Genomic DNA, 13,185 nt, shown 5'->3' on the forward strand with positions numbered 1-13,185 from the left:
AACCACTTCCTTATGACGGCTTTCGCGCGGGAGATTTAGCAGTAAAGTTTACGGTTAGATTTTTCCAATAGTTATTACTGCCTTGCTGCGCAAGCATTTCATCAGCTACACCAGCAAAATAAGCTGTAAAAGTATAGGTTCCAGATTCATCTGGTACGGTAACCATGTGAAACTCTACCGGCTCCGTGAGTTTGTTCCATAGATTTTGATACACTGTTTTACTTACATTTGTGCTGCGAGCAAGTTTAAGCTGATAATTAAAATAAACACCAATTAACTTGCGCTGTAAGTTACCGTCTTCCGTTCTTTTTGCGTATTTATCCAAAAATTCGGCGGTACGTTTAAGACTTACAATGGGTATATCAAACCTCACGCCATCAATTATAATCATGAGCGACCGCCTCCCATTGCAAAAGATTGACCTACACGCACATTTTCGTTTTCTACGTTAAATTTTACCCATCGAATAAACCCGGTATCATCACCAGAAGCAATTACGTTTACACTTGGGTTAAAATTGATTTTATCAATCTCACTTGCGACAATGCTACGGATTAAGTCTGCCGGCGCTTCAATGTTTGTGCCGCTGCGCTGATCGCCTAGTATGGCAGCAAACTCTGCCCGCGGGGGTATAACGGCACCGGTGGCCAAACGCGGAATGTTATTGATTTTGCCTATGCTAAAACCAAACGTAGTGCCGCGCATATCTCCGAAAACGTCCCAATCTGGAATATCTACATGGATGCTGTTCAGTCCGCCAATTACCAAGTTCAGCCCTGCAATTAGGCGGTTAAGCATATCGATAATTGCATTTATAGGAGCACGGAATATACCTTCGAAAGTTTCAATTATGCCTTTGAATACATCCCTAATGCCTTCCCATGCTTTTGTCCAGTCACCGGTAAAAACACCCGCAATAAATTTGACTATTCCTTTAAGTACGGTAACCAATCCGTTTACAACGTCGATTATAGTACTAATCGCGCCGCCCACCACTTTTACAATAGCCTGAATCAAACTCACGATAGGAGGGCCGAAGCTTTGTACAAACCAAGTAACTACTGGCAATATAAACTTATTGTAAATATCAAGAGCAGATTGTGCCAGCACACCAACAAAATCTAAAAAGTTATCAAGCAAAGGTTTTAAATGGTCTGTCCAAAGTTGGTCAAGAACTGTCATAAAAGTGGCCCACACTGGAGCTATAACAGTATCCCAAATCACTTTCAAGAAGTCGCCCGTTTCTTGTATCGCTTCGCGAATGCTATCAAAAATTGGTACTCCCCATTTATCCCAAAAGGCTTTCATGCTATCCCATGTATCAAACCAAACATTTGCAATTAACTGTAAAGCTGGAACTACTCCATCGCTCCATATTTTATCAAATATTTGCTTGACGTTATCAAAAAGCACTCCTAACGTTTTTATGCTTTCCGTTACATACTGTGACATCATAGGAAGTGCTACATCAATTAATTTTTGAAGCGAAGGGAAAATTACAATGTTCCATAAATCTGAAAACACTTTTTGTGCACTGTCTAACAGCCCGCCTAAAACCATGCCGCTGGTTATTATTGCTTGCTGTAACAAGGTTGTAAAATCACCAGTAAACCATTGTAAAAATGGGTCCGCTAGCGTGCTCATATCAGCCCATATTTGAGCAAAAGTTTGTTTAAAGTTTTCTATTGGAGCTACTAAAAACAATAAAGCCGTATCAAAAGCGGGTTTAATTGACCCTACAATATATCCGTTGATACTATCAAAAATAGATTTTATAGTATCCGCCGCCGCTTGCACTTTAGGGCTTACACTCACGCCACCGCCAATTTCTTGATTACCAATAGTATCAATCCCACCAGCAGCTGCACCAGTACTAGATGCGTCTGCTGCGCCTCCTGACGCTGTATCTTGTTGTAATACGTTAAGTTCATCAAAGCTTGCAAGAGAGCCTTCCGCAGCCTTTCCAGCCTTTTTGGTAGCGTCAGCTAATTTGTTTTGAGATTTTGCGGCATCTTTAGATGATGCGGAAATGTTTGATGCAGTATCTGCAACAGCTTGTTGTTGAGTTGCTTGTCGTCCAAATAAAGCAGCGGTAACCTGTGCAAATAAATTAGCCATGCGAGTAAGTGCAGATATAATTGCATTAATACTTGGCAACACCGCACTGGCGATAGGTATTAAGGCGTTACCTACTGCTACTTTTAAGTTGTTAAAATTAAATCCGAGTTGTTGCACTTGGCCTGAATATGTTCCTGTTAATTTAGCAGCGTCTCCCACTTGGAAACGAGTTTCTTCTATAATTCCAAGATATTCTGCTTGGATTTTTTGTTCTTTTGTCAGGTTGTTTGTGGATACGCCAATGTTTTTAGCGTAATCTTCCCACATTTTAGCAACGTTTTTTGTGACACCTGCGTTATCTACTAAGATAGAGTTTTCGTTTTTTAGTCCTTCAGTAGCAGAAGTAACGGCATCGCCGAGAGAATAACTTGCTTGACGGCCAAACGCAGCGGAATCTTTTAATGCTTGTAAAGTATTTTGTATCTGTATATCTGTATAACCGCGAGAGGCTAGGTTTTTATATGCGGTAATCGCATTTGTGGCTGGTATCAAACCATCAGATGTGTATTTTTGTATAAAATCTTGCGCAACTTTAAAACTACGGCCTTGCCCCTCTAGGATGCTTTGCAAACCAAGCAACGCGTTAGATAATTCCGTGGCAGCTCCAACCGAAGCTTTACCGAAATTAACAACTGCCGCAACACCAAATGCGATTCCAACCGCGGAAGCTAACCCTTTTAATGACCCAACAATTTTATCAACGCCCTGAATAAATCCTGCGTTATTTATTTTAGCATCAATGTTAATGCTGCCATCATATCCCATAGCCAATGCGTATCACCTGCCTTTCTGGCATATAAAAAACCACCCTCTGTAAAGAAGGTGGTCTGCATAAAATATTGTTTTGTTATACTCCCCATTTGTTGCCGCAACTTTGGCAAAGCGCAATAGCATTAGACTTTGTGTGGCCCACTCTTTTAGGGACTAAAAGCCACAGGCCAAATGTACATAAAATAAGTATAGTTCTTCCAATTCCCCATAAACAACCGCTTTTTTTAATAGTTTGTGCGGTATCCATTACTATATTGACATTTGCGCTACCACATTTTGGGCAAACCATCTCGATACCTCCAACACTTGTTTTGGTAAAATTATACTTTAAATTGCATTATTAGTCAATTTGTTCCAAGCATTTGCATAAATTTATTAATTGCAGACTGTTCTTCACCAGAATATACTTCTGGCAAATCAACAATTTCACGCATGGAATAGTACCACTCTTTTTCTTCTTTTGTGAGTTTGCCCTTAGATTTTTGTTTGCGCAGATAAATTAACCTTGAAAAAAAGCAATCTTCTTTTAGGTCTAAAAACATGCTAGAAAATCTCCACCAGTGCAAGCGGTCAACAGAAAGGTCTATGTTGTATGACTGTTCAATCGCTGACATTATATAGCGTGCATCCTGAACCCAGCTATAATACCTAGTGCTGTCGACTTCTTCGCTGCCTTGCTTTGTATCTTGGCCACAGTTCAAAAACTTAACTGCCATTTCCGCTGCTTTAGCTTTGTTTTTTGGGACATTGTTATAAAGCAAATTTACCATGACCAATTGTTTTTCAAACTCTGTCAATTCAGGGTCCTCAAACGCAATCATTATTTGTAACCCAATACGATAATCTGTATTTAGGTCATAACATACCCCGTCTATTTCAGTAGCGGAAGGCAGCCCGTCAATTAGCACATTCATTTTAAAACGTTTTTTCTACCCGAAGGCGCTTTGTATTTATCAATTTGCTTTTCCCTTGCTTTTTGGATGAAAGGAGTAATACCAGCGAAAAACTGTGAAAACATATCCAGTGTATTTGCATTACCAAACGCCGCGTCACTAGTTCCTTTACCAAAAACATTATCAATTTTAGTCCGTAAGAACTCGCATGTTTCACGCAGCAGCGCCAGCGCGTCACCAAAATTATTAGGTATATCAAAAGCACCAACACCGGTGTCGTTTTGTAGTTCTTCTGCCTTGTGCTTATATTCTTTTTCCTTTTCTTCAAACTCGCTTAGAAGTCCGTAGAAGCGTTCAACAAAAGAAATGTCGGTAGGGTTAAATGAGATTACACGGGTAGCGTCGTCGTTAACACATAGACTAATTTCACCGGTGTTGATTTGTAAGCTTTGCATATTAATCCCCCGTAGCTGCTGTAAAAGTTTTTGTAGTTGGATTAAACGTTCCCTTAATCGGGTCACCAACCATATTTACGGTGTAATTGATTTCTACCGATTTACCGCCGTCGCCGCCGAAGTCGTCAATCTGAATAGACACAGTGTTTTTTTCTGCTGGATAAGCCCCGGAAGTGGCTTCTTCGTACAGATATACCATCACAATATCGGAACGAGCATCATCTAACACAGACCGATTCTTCCGAAGGCCATCAACAAAGTCAAATACTCCGTCCCCTTTAATTGCTGTTTGCTGAGTGGGAATTGTGGGTTTATAGCTCTCTACATCTGTTGTGCCACTGTTTTGGCTCACATACGTTTCGTCGGATGTTTCGGGGTTGTAACCTACTTTAAGGCTAGTAATGCCTTCTCCCATCAAAGCATATGTTGCGGTTTCTTTTGGAGATGTGTTTAAAAACATTGCTAGTAACGATCTTTTAATTTTTCCAGCCATGTAATATCATCCTTTCATGTCGGTGTATGTCATTTTGCATATAATCTGGTATATTGCAGTTTGGTCATTTTCATCGCGCTGATAAAGATACCCCCACGAAGTCGCTTCAATGGATTCCACGGCTTTATTCATTCCGAGAACAGGAAGGGTATCGTTGTCCGTCTGTTCTTCAAGCCAATCGGCAAAATCTTCATAAAATCCGGTGTTAGCAATTCGAGCAAGGTCGTCAACAGCAGCTTCACGCGAAGTCAGTGCGAATGGAAACTCGCGCGTTTTAGTTCCTGCAAGATCTTGTGATAGGATTCTGGAGCCTGGAAGGGTATCGATGCTATAATTGACTGCATCCGGCTCTAATCCATCAACATGCAAATCTGCAAAGGCATTGAGAGCCGGGCAGGTGGATATAAACGCTTGTAAAGATTCAATTATGCTCATTTTCCACCACCTCCAGCTATGCGTTTAGCACCTTCAACAATTTGAGTTTTATATACAGCTTTCATTCTTTCAAACCAGAAAGCACCACGCCGCGGGTCATAAATCCTTGTTTTGCTAGTGTTATAGTATTGATTTCTTGCGTAAGGAGCTATCCAGTTTACTTCACCACTACCAACAACTGTACCTAATTCGCCAGATTTAATAAGGGCACTAGTCCGCTTTGGGATAAACGGAGTAGACAAACGTAAGACTTCACTATCAACGTGTTTTTGTGCCGCTGTAAAATTTTGCGTTTTTTTAGCTCCGAAGTCTGGATTCCACTCTATTTTTGCCGTTACTTTTCCAGCGTTTTTTCCACTTGCGTATGCATTGGTAATAACACTGCCTCTTGGAGTTTTTACAATTAAATGGTTGTTTGTGCTGGCCATTATTTACCACCAACTTCCCAATGCTGCAATCCTCCAAAATCGCAAGTAGTAACACTTGTAAGAGTTAAAGTATCGTAATCCTGCGTCAACGCTGAAATTAAGCTGCCTGGCGTTGGAATGAACGGGCAATCTCCCTTAACCATAAAGTCTTTTTGCTTTGCCTGCAACGTCCAAGCGCCAGCAGGTGCGGCTTGATATTCAGCGGGCAGCTTATATACGGAACCACCAGTATCAACGTCAAAAGGAATAATCACTCTTACGGAATCTACCGCAGATGAACCTGTTTTGTTGACGTTTTTAGCCTTGGTATCTTCCCAAAGTACGCCCTGTAGCACAGTACGGTTATAACCAGCTTTGGTGTAGTTGTAAAGCGTTAATATATGGGGAAACATATATCCACCCCCGTGTTATATCCAGCGGCTTACCAGCTCGGAATTAGACAAGTAAAGCATAGCTGCTTCAAACCATTTTCTTTGTGTTGTTCTTGAATCGGTTTTGTATGACCTAGACCAACTACCTACACTTTCGCTTTGAACGCCACCGTGTTCAGAATCACCCTTAAACATTTCATCTGCCACGGCACACATAGCCATCTTTACATCCACCGACACTTCATAAGGTGCATCGGGCATAAGGCTTACAAGATAAGCGGTAGCACGGTTCCCATACAAAGTGAAGGAGGCTTCCGCAATTGCAGAGCCTCCATACTCATCAGTGTAAAAAACGTAATCTGCAAACATGCGGAAACCCCTCCTTTTTCGGTTACTTCTTTGGCTTTTCCGCGGGCTTTACCGGCACATAACCCTTATCTTTATATTTTTGCAGATTTTTTTCGTCAATCTCGCGTGAAATTCCGTCTTTTTCAATCAACATTCACACTACCTCCTTAGGTGGTCGGTTTTGCATGCAGGTAAACACCTTTCACTTTGTTTTCGTACACAAAAGCGTCGTGGTATTCACGGAACTGGAATTTCCAAGCGTCTTTATCCTGATTTGTATCAGGGTCAAAAACTTTCGGCAACGCAAACTTCACAACTTGCAAAATTGCAGCAGGGTAAAGCATCATAAAGTTGATGTCTTTTGCAGACGAACCCTTTGCATACCCCCAATTTGTGGAACCATCGTTTAGGGTGATTGCTGTGTAAAAACGGGTTTTCGGTACATATACAATTGGCATACCATTGTAACCGTTCAAAACATTGGAAACGCCAGAATCAGAACCCCACTGGCGAGATACAGCCTGATTCATAATCGGTTTCAAATCAGAGTTAATGTACAATCTGCGGCCTTCCAGTGGTACTTCGTCTGCGTCCATCTGCCGGGCAGCTTCGTCAATAGCAGCAAGGATAGTATCTTTTGTCAATGCTGCATCGGTCGCCTTGGAAATTCCAGTCGTAGATGCGTATTTTGCAAAACGATAAGCATCCAACTCAGGGATAACATGTAGCCGCATAAAATCGCCTGTTACAGTGCCGAACGTTAGACCAAGAGTTTCTTCGTTGTCTAAGCGATCAATAGAAATCTCTTTGCCTCGTTCCTCAGTGAGCGTCATAGTTTCCCACGCAGCGGTAACGTCACCCTTAGGATAGCCGTTCTCACGAGAATAGTCGCCAAGTCCGGTGGTGGACACTTTGAGAACTTTAACCTCATTCACTCCGGTAAAATCTGGGCGTGTCGCAGCATCCATTCCGTTAGTAACAGACGCATTTTTGTATACCGCATCGATAATTGGTACGAACCGCTTTGCATATTCAATCGAGTTTGCCATAAATTATTTACCTCCATTATCTGTTTGTACTCCGGCGCCTTTCATTGCAGCAGCGACAAAAGAATCCATACCAGCATCGGGGGAATCGTGATGTTCTCCTGCACTGTTCAGGCGCGCCGCAGACTGGGCCGGGTTTTGTGTATCGTTATCAAAAAGAAACGCTTTTTCAGTTTTAAGTTTTTGGAGTTGCTCGTCTAAGCCCATCACCTTGTCCCCGTCAAGCTTAATCGTATCCAGATCGAGAAAAGGGTGAACTGCTTTTACGTCACGGGCTTTTGCTCCAAGCAATGCCAAATTAACCGCGCTATCTCGCTTCAACGTTCCAAGGTCTGTCTGATACTTTGTTTCAGCGGTAGCTAGATCGTTTTTTAATTTTTCCACATCCACACCATCGAACTTTTTTACAGTTTCTTGCAGCGTCTTAATGGTGTCATTAGCGGTTCCAAGTTCAGTGATTTTGTCGTCGAGTTTGTGTTTGTCAACATAACCTCCCTCTGACAGATCGATAAACTTTGATTTTTTTTCATAAGCCAATTTTTCAAAATCAGAATAAGTAAGAGATTTGTCTCCAAACAATTCTTTAATATCCATAAATCTTCCCGCCGCAGATTTAATTTGTAAAGCCGCGGTTCACTCCGCGTTGCACGGCCTCCAGCATTTAAAGCCCAGCCAGAGTAAGGGCAATTTTGTATGATATGCAGTTGCCCGCTTGTCACTTTGTAAGTTGCGCTCCCGCACGCTCTCTGAAATAATCACGGTCAAGGCCAGTTTGTTTCAAAAAGTCGCGTTGTGTAGCTTGCCATTGCTTTATTTTTGCTTTTGCTTCATTAGCGTCCTGCTTCACAGCGGTCATTCCGGCTTGCTCGCGCTTCCACCGACGTATTTGTCGTTCAATATAACGTTGTTGCTGAGTAGCGTCATAATAGCTCATCGTTTGGCCGTTGTAAGTCACCTTCTTGTTAGCGTATTTATTTAGATTTTTGCGGGAATACGCGCTCTCTGAAAGTCCCTCAAAAAATGGAAAGAAGCTATGCCGGCAGTTCCATCCGCATATCCCTGCGCCAGTTCCATATCCGGTTGTTCCAACAAAGTCGGGATACTTTCCGCTTTGACCGCTACGGCTGAATATCCGGCCTTGCCATGCTTGATGTGCAGGCCGAGCGCCAACGTGTGCCGTAGTCTCAACAAGGTCGCACCCCATTTCATTAGCTTGTGTATAGCTTAATCCAGAAGCCATCTGGTTGACCCCTGTAAGCACTGCGCGTCGAGATGCAACGTCAAGCTTATCTACATGTCCCGTAGGATATTGGATGGCCCATACGCCGTCAGAGGCTAAAGATTTAACCGTAGACTTGATTACCTGCTGATAAGTAAACGCCCCTGATTGTAGTTGTAAGGCTGCACGATCAAGAGTATTTATAAATTGTGTTTGGCTAGTGGTGGCGGTTGTGCGCGTGAGATTACGAAAAACACCTTGTGTGTTTTGATAAGCCGTTAGAATTTGTTGTTGAAGCATTGGTGAGTTTTCTATCGTAGGGGGGTCAAGGCCAGCATAACGATAGATTTGATTATCATATTGCAAAGCCTCTTCTCCTGCATCCGTAAAGATTTTTCGAAGTTCCCCCTCAGTTTTGCCTGTCATGCGTTCAAGCTGTTGCATGACATATTCATAGCTGGCGTTAACCGCTTTCAGCCGTTCATATTGCCATTTAGCTGTGTTGGTAAACTCCGCAGTTTTGTATATTCTCCATGCCATATCCTCAATGATTGAATTTTCCACATCAAGATACATACGCAAAAAGTCATTTGGAATCTTATCCAAATAGTCAGGCCTAAGCATTTAGGAACCCCATTAATTCATCATTTGTTCGGGCGACTCCAACGGCCGCTTTGGCGGTAGCTTCATCCTCTCCATACCACTTCATGCGGTACTCATATTTCTGCATAATTCCGTCACGAACATCGTCCTTGTCTCTTGCTCGCTCCTGTTCTTTGTCGATAATGTATGAATCTTCAAAATTCACCTCAATATCGGTATCCTCTTTTACGGGTTGCCCTAATATTTCGCGGCCGATATAAAGTATCCCGCGAACTAGATTAGTGAGAGCACGCTCTACCACTATATAATGCTTATTAGCGTTCTGGACAAGGTCTTGGCGCTCTCCGATATACTGTGTAGCCGTTTGTACCGTGCCACCATCAAAAGAGTAGAAACGTGTACCGAGTCCGCATTTGAACGATAGGTAATCAAGCGCCGCTTGGATTCCTTGCGTGTTTTCAGCCACTCGCAGAGCCGGATTGTATTCTTGCACTAGAGATTTAAGGTCCGCATCAATATCCGAATCGGGGTCAAGTTGCAAGAAGAGTTGTTGAGCTACATCGTCAGGGGTGATAACTTGGCCGCCTTCTGTTCTCCGGGTCATTGTCTTGTTATAAAATACCTTTTTACCACCAAGCTTAAAGTCTTTGACAAAATTATTAAATGCTATGTCCACGTTTTGCAGCTCATCTATGGCGTTTGCAAACACTGAAAGTCCCATTCCGTTGCTGTTTATCAGGTTGTTTGATAGATTAGGCTCCAAAATTGAGAACCAAGGGATAGACGATCCGGTATTAAGCGTAGGAGCCATACCTTCGGGTAAAGGTTTTGGAATAAGCGCTCCTGACTCATAGTCAAACATTTCATTAATAATAACGTAGTTCCCGTTTTGGATTGTGTGTTCTTCTAAGTACACCTGATATTTACCTTTAACCAGTTGCACCGACGCGAACGCTGCCTCTGTAATCTTACCTCTCTTAGTAGATATGGGATATACATACATAGCATCAAGATAATTAATCCCTATCTGAGTTTCAGGAGATCGCAGAACAGTTCCGTTATTATCAACAAGCATGTTTTCTAGTCTAAGAACGAAAGCACCAGTCCCGCTATAAAAAGCTTTTTCCACAAGCTCATTTCCATTTTGCCAGAACTCGTTCGCACCCAGTACACCGGATGTTTGCTTTTGCCCTTGTACAAACAAACTGCTTGCTTTATCTCCTATTACTATCTCTGTTTTTTCATTAAGCAAGATCGAAGCCCAATCTTCACAAACTTTCTTAGCCATCTTCATAGAGTAAAGCTTTCTTTCAAGCACTTTATCTCCCGACAATTCACGAAACGAGTGAAAAGATTTCACATAACCTTGCCACCACGCTTTCCAGAGGCGGATATTTTGATAATACTCTGTTTGCAGGCCTGCGCTAAATTTACGGTTTAAATATTGCAAAATAGGCAAGATTTCAAAGGTTTCCATCATTTCACCCCTTCCGGTAGAAGCTTTTTCATAAAGCGCTCGAACGAATATTCAAACGCATCCAAAATATCAATGTCGGTAGAGAAGTCGTCAAGACGCACATCCTCTCCCTTATCTGCTGCCTTGCTATCCCACACAGCAGCCTCCAACCCACCGCGTACCAGTGTGCAGGACACCATTAGGTGTAGCTTGTTTTGCCCTAACAGGGTATTAGCGCAAATGATACGCTGTACAATCGGGTTTTTATCGCTGTCGCCAAGTTTAATGCCGAGGTTAGCAGTTATACACGCCTTGCGTAGTGTGTTGATAAGATACTGCTCTGCACAGTCTGCAAAACAGTACTTGATATAAGCGTGGGGATAATCCGCTTGCAGCTTGCGCACAAAGCTTACAAACTCGCGCGCCACACGGTCTGCATCAATCTCACCTTTGCGGCCTTTAATATTGTGATCTCTAATAACTGTAATCCCGCTAAACCCTCGCATAATTGCAGTTGCAACAAAAGTTGTCAGTGATCTATTGCCACCAAAATCAACGCCGATAGAAATAAAATCAATACGCTGGCAAAAATCGCGGGCCTTTAGCTCTTCGCCCGTTAGCTCGTGACTTCTTCTAGGCTCCACATAATCTGGAATTATCCAATTATCCGGGTTATCTGCGAATTTCTGATAAATAGCACCATCAGCCGTTTTCCAAAGCCCCAAAATGTATCTATCAAAGAAAACGCCTGTGTAATTGCTGTAATATTCTTTTTTCTTTTCTTCACTAAGCGATGGGTTATCATCTAGTTGGAAATGCAAATGCACCGCGTTATGTTTCTTGTTCGGGTCAAGTATCCACTCTTTATAAAACCAATGCGTCGGGGACTCCGGGTTACAGTTGAACCAGTATTTAGAGCCAGTCACAGAACAACGAGCCAGCGCTTGGTTTACAAATGATTCCGGCATTAGCGCCACTTCATCCAGAAACACACCTGCTAGGGTGATGCCCTGAATCAGCATGTAAGAAGCTTCATCCTTACCGCCAAAAACGTAAAAAGTGTTGGTCTTATTGCCTCTACTTACCGTTAAAACATGGTTTGCAAACTTAACATTAAAGTGCTGCCGTATATACTTTATTGCTAACAGCGGCTTTACAACGTTGCGCTCTGCCGATATGACAGTCTTACCGCATATACCAAAGTTTTGCCCGTTGAAGTTCGCCATTGCCCATAAGATATAGGACAGTGACATTACCGCAGTTTTACCGGAACGCACAGCGCCATCACAAATCAAGGCCGTTTTGCCAGTGTACGGGAATTTCAGTATTTCTTTTTGTTTTTCCGAAAATCCCATTATTGGAAGTCCTCCTTGATAGCTGCTGTTATCGGGTCGTCCTCTGCACTGTTGGGGTCAGGAATGGAAGCCGCTGCAATCTGTACATCTTTAAGGTCTTTTAAAGCGGCAGTAAGCTGCTTAAGGCCTGCGCGGTCTATATCCCCAACCACGAACACCTTTTCTTCATTTTCCTGCGTTACTTCTTTTGTGGGCTTACCCGGTGCGGATGGGTCTTTATATTCGACAACCCGGGTCTTGGTTTTGTTTGATACCAAGTGATTGTTTAATTGCTCCGTTGCCTCTTCCAACTTGGATAAAAGCGCATCTGCTAGAGCATCTATTTTTTTAATGCGGTTAACTTCTTGCTTGACTATGACATCAGCTGTTTTTTGTCTTACTTTTGTCTCAATCCTGTCGCATTGCTTGTCACGTTCTTTCTTCCACTGCTCTTTTCTTGCTCTAGCTTGCAACGTTGAAAAAGACACGCTATATTTATCAGCAAGTTTACGGTAACTGGTACCGATGCTTATGTACTCACTTTTTATCTCTAGCCAATTGGCATCTGCCATCACCTCACCTACTTTACAGTTTTACATACAAGAAAAGCGCCCACCCTAAGGCAAGCGCTTGATTTATTAATGGCCCCGGCGTGGTCCGCATCGTTGATAGGCGTGCCGGGGACTATCTAAACGCACCATATAAACCAATTAATGTCGGCCATAAGCCCTATCCACTTGGATATGTGAGGATTTAACGGTACGTTTATGTTGTGCCACCTCCCGGCTTTGCTCCGGTAAGCCACGGCTGTTGCTGTGCTAGGTGGTGTGTGTGCCGGTCTTTCCCGGCTGTCAGTGATTTGTATGTGATATTTCGTGTGGTGCGATAATCAGGTAGTGAGCCTAATTTACTCTGCGCTGTTTCACTAGTACCAACGCTTCATTTCGCCGTCATGGCTATCGCATGTATGCCCCACGGAATCACCCGCAGGGCTATGATTGAGGAAAGGAGATGTACCTGGTATTACCGCCCCGGGTAGGCGGAGAAAGGAGCGGCGACAAGCTCATGCACTCTTTGCCGCATGTTGCGCCCTAAAGTGCCATACCATCAGGGCGCTATTCAAGGAGGTTTCCGCTATTCGGATGAACCATAAAACACAATATGTTGTGTAGGTATAACTCTACAATTTAATTATATCACTATATAAACGAACAT

At 42.8% G+C, this 13,185-nt stretch carries 15 protein-coding genes; all 15 read right to left on the reverse strand.

Annotated elements, in window-relative coordinates:
• Positions 1-10: 10 nt before the first annotated feature.
• The 15 genes from E7L17_RS12985 to E7L17_RS13055 all read right to left on the reverse strand — a co-directional run bounded on the left by E7L17_RS12985 (position 11) and on the right by E7L17_RS13055 (position 12,542).
• Positions 11-391, reverse strand: a complete 381-nt coding sequence (locus E7L17_RS12985; protein ID WP_316323564.1) for a hypothetical protein — start codon at positions 389-391, stop codon at positions 11-13.
• The gene (locus E7L17_RS12990; RefSeq protein ID WP_316323565.1) at positions 388-2,889 is read right to left on the reverse strand and encodes a hypothetical protein; all 2,502 of its coding nucleotides are present in this window, start codon (positions 2,887-2,889) and stop codon (positions 388-390) included. The genes E7L17_RS12985 and E7L17_RS12990 overlap by 4 nt, the downstream gene beginning before the upstream one ends.
• A 344-nt stretch (positions 2,890-3,233) precedes the next feature.
• A complete protein-coding gene (locus E7L17_RS12995; protein ID WP_316323566.1) occupies positions 3,234-3,803 on the reverse strand; it encodes a bacteriophage Gp15 family protein in 570 nt (189 codons plus the stop codon).
• On the reverse strand, positions 3,800-4,237 hold the full coding sequence (locus E7L17_RS13000; RefSeq protein WP_316323567.1) for a hypothetical protein: 438 nt from the start codon (positions 4,235-4,237) through the stop codon (positions 3,800-3,802). The genes E7L17_RS12995 and E7L17_RS13000 overlap by 4 nt, the downstream gene beginning before the upstream one ends.
• Position 4,238: 1 nt before the next feature.
• Positions 4,239-4,730 carry a hypothetical protein gene (locus E7L17_RS13005; protein WP_316323568.1) on the reverse strand — a complete coding sequence of 164 codons (492 nt, stop codon included), beginning with the start codon at positions 4,728-4,730 and terminating at the stop codon, positions 4,239-4,241.
• A 6-nt stretch (positions 4,731-4,736) separates the two neighbouring features.
• Positions 4,737-5,165 carry a chloramphenicol resistance protein gene (locus E7L17_RS13010; RefSeq protein WP_316323569.1) on the reverse strand — a complete coding sequence of 143 codons (429 nt, stop codon included), beginning with the start codon at positions 5,163-5,165 and terminating at the stop codon, positions 4,737-4,739.
• Positions 5,162-5,593, reverse strand: a complete 432-nt coding sequence (locus E7L17_RS13015) for a minor capsid protein (RefSeq protein WP_316323570.1) — start codon at positions 5,591-5,593, stop codon at positions 5,162-5,164. The genes E7L17_RS13010 and E7L17_RS13015 overlap by 4 nt, the downstream gene beginning before the upstream one ends.
• Entirely contained in the window at positions 5,593-5,985 is a 393-nt protein-coding gene (locus E7L17_RS13020) for a hypothetical protein (RefSeq protein ID WP_316323571.1), read from the reverse strand. Before E7L17_RS13020 ends, E7L17_RS13015 begins: the two co-directional genes overlap by 1 nt.
• Before the next feature lie 15 nt (positions 5,986-6,000).
• Positions 6,001-6,333, reverse strand: a complete 333-nt coding sequence (locus tag E7L17_RS13025) for a hypothetical protein (RefSeq protein WP_316323572.1) — start codon at positions 6,331-6,333, stop codon at positions 6,001-6,003.
• A 146-nt stretch (positions 6,334-6,479) separates the two neighbouring features.
• Entirely contained in the window at positions 6,480-7,361 is an 882-nt protein-coding gene (locus tag E7L17_RS13030) for a hypothetical protein (protein ID WP_316323573.1), read from the reverse strand.
• A gap of 3 nt (positions 7,362-7,364) precedes the next feature.
• Positions 7,365-7,952, reverse strand: a complete 588-nt coding sequence (locus tag E7L17_RS13035) for a phage scaffolding protein (RefSeq protein WP_316323574.1) — start codon at positions 7,950-7,952, stop codon at positions 7,365-7,367.
• Between the two features lie 121 nt (positions 7,953-8,073).
• Positions 8,074-9,201, reverse strand: coding sequence for a phage minor capsid protein (locus tag E7L17_RS13040; protein ID WP_316323575.1), 1,128 nt, complete (start codon positions 9,199-9,201; stop codon positions 8,074-8,076).
• Positions 9,194-10,660 carry a phage portal protein gene (locus E7L17_RS13045; RefSeq protein WP_316323576.1) on the reverse strand — a complete coding sequence of 489 codons (1,467 nt, stop codon included), beginning with the start codon at positions 10,658-10,660 and terminating at the stop codon, positions 9,194-9,196. Before E7L17_RS13045 ends, E7L17_RS13040 begins: the two co-directional genes overlap by 8 nt.
• On the reverse strand, positions 10,657-11,991 hold the full coding sequence (locus E7L17_RS13050; protein ID WP_316323577.1) for a PBSX family phage terminase large subunit: 1,335 nt from the start codon (positions 11,989-11,991) through the stop codon (positions 10,657-10,659). Before E7L17_RS13050 ends, E7L17_RS13045 begins: the two co-directional genes overlap by 4 nt.
• Positions 11,991-12,542 (reverse strand): helix-turn-helix domain-containing protein, encoded by a 552-nt coding sequence (locus E7L17_RS13055; RefSeq protein ID WP_316323578.1) that lies wholly within the window; start codon positions 12,540-12,542, stop codon positions 11,991-11,993. Before E7L17_RS13055 ends, E7L17_RS13050 begins: the two co-directional genes overlap by 1 nt.
• Positions 12,543-13,185 lie beyond the last annotated feature (643 nt).

Source organism: Clostridium sp. (genome assembly GCF_032576335.1).
Classification (GTDB): domain Bacteria; phylum Bacillota; class Clostridia; order Oscillospirales; family Acutalibacteraceae; genus Faecalispora.

What these genes read in the sequence shown, in the direction of transcription:
- E7L17_RS12985 (WP_316323564.1), bottom strand. Translation starts at nt 391, where the DNA reads ATGATTATAATTGATGGCGTGAGGTTTGATATACCCATTGTAAGTCTT.
- E7L17_RS12995 (WP_316323566.1), bottom strand. Translation starts at nt 3,803, where the DNA reads ATGAATGTGCTAATTGACGGGCTGCCTTCCGCTACTGAAATAGACGGG.
- E7L17_RS13000 (WP_316323567.1), bottom strand. Translation starts at nt 4,237, where the DNA reads ATGCAAAGCTTACAAATCAACACCGGTGAAATTAGTCTATGTGTTAAC.
- E7L17_RS13005 (WP_316323568.1), bottom strand. Translation starts at nt 4,730, where the DNA reads ATGGCTGGAAAAATTAAAAGATCGTTACTAGCAATGTTTTTAAACACA.
- E7L17_RS13010 (WP_316323569.1), bottom strand. Translation starts at nt 5,165, where the DNA reads ATGAGCATAATTGAATCTTTACAAGCGTTTATATCCACCTGCCCGGCT.
- E7L17_RS13015 (WP_316323570.1), bottom strand. Translation starts at nt 5,593, where the DNA reads ATGGCCAGCACAAACAACCATTTAATTGTAAAAACTCCAAGAGGCAGT.
- E7L17_RS13020 (WP_316323571.1), bottom strand. Translation starts at nt 5,985, where the DNA reads ATGTTTCCCCATATATTAACGCTTTACAACTACACCAAAGCTGGTTAT.
- E7L17_RS13025 (WP_316323572.1), bottom strand. Translation starts at nt 6,333, where the DNA reads ATGTTTGCAGATTACGTTTTTTACACTGATGAGTATGGAGGCTCTGCA.
- E7L17_RS13030 (WP_316323573.1), bottom strand. Translation starts at nt 7,361, where the DNA reads ATGGCAAACTCGATTGAATATGCAAAGCGGTTCGTACCAATTATCGAT.
- E7L17_RS13035 (WP_316323574.1), bottom strand. Translation starts at nt 7,952, where the DNA reads ATGGATATTAAAGAATTGTTTGGAGACAAATCTCTTACTTATTCTGAT.
- E7L17_RS13040 (WP_316323575.1), bottom strand. Translation starts at nt 9,201, where the DNA reads ATGCTTAGGCCTGACTATTTGGATAAGATTCCAAATGACTTTTTGCGT.
- E7L17_RS13045 (WP_316323576.1), bottom strand. Translation starts at nt 10,660, where the DNA reads ATGATGGAAACCTTTGAAATCTTGCCTATTTTGCAATATTTAAACCGT.
- E7L17_RS13050 (WP_316323577.1), bottom strand. Translation starts at nt 11,991, where the DNA reads ATGGGATTTTCGGAAAAACAAAAAGAAATACTGAAATTCCCGTACACT.
- E7L17_RS13055 (WP_316323578.1), bottom strand. Translation starts at nt 12,542, where the DNA reads ATGGCAGATGCCAATTGGCTAGAGATAAAAAGTGAGTACATAAGCATC.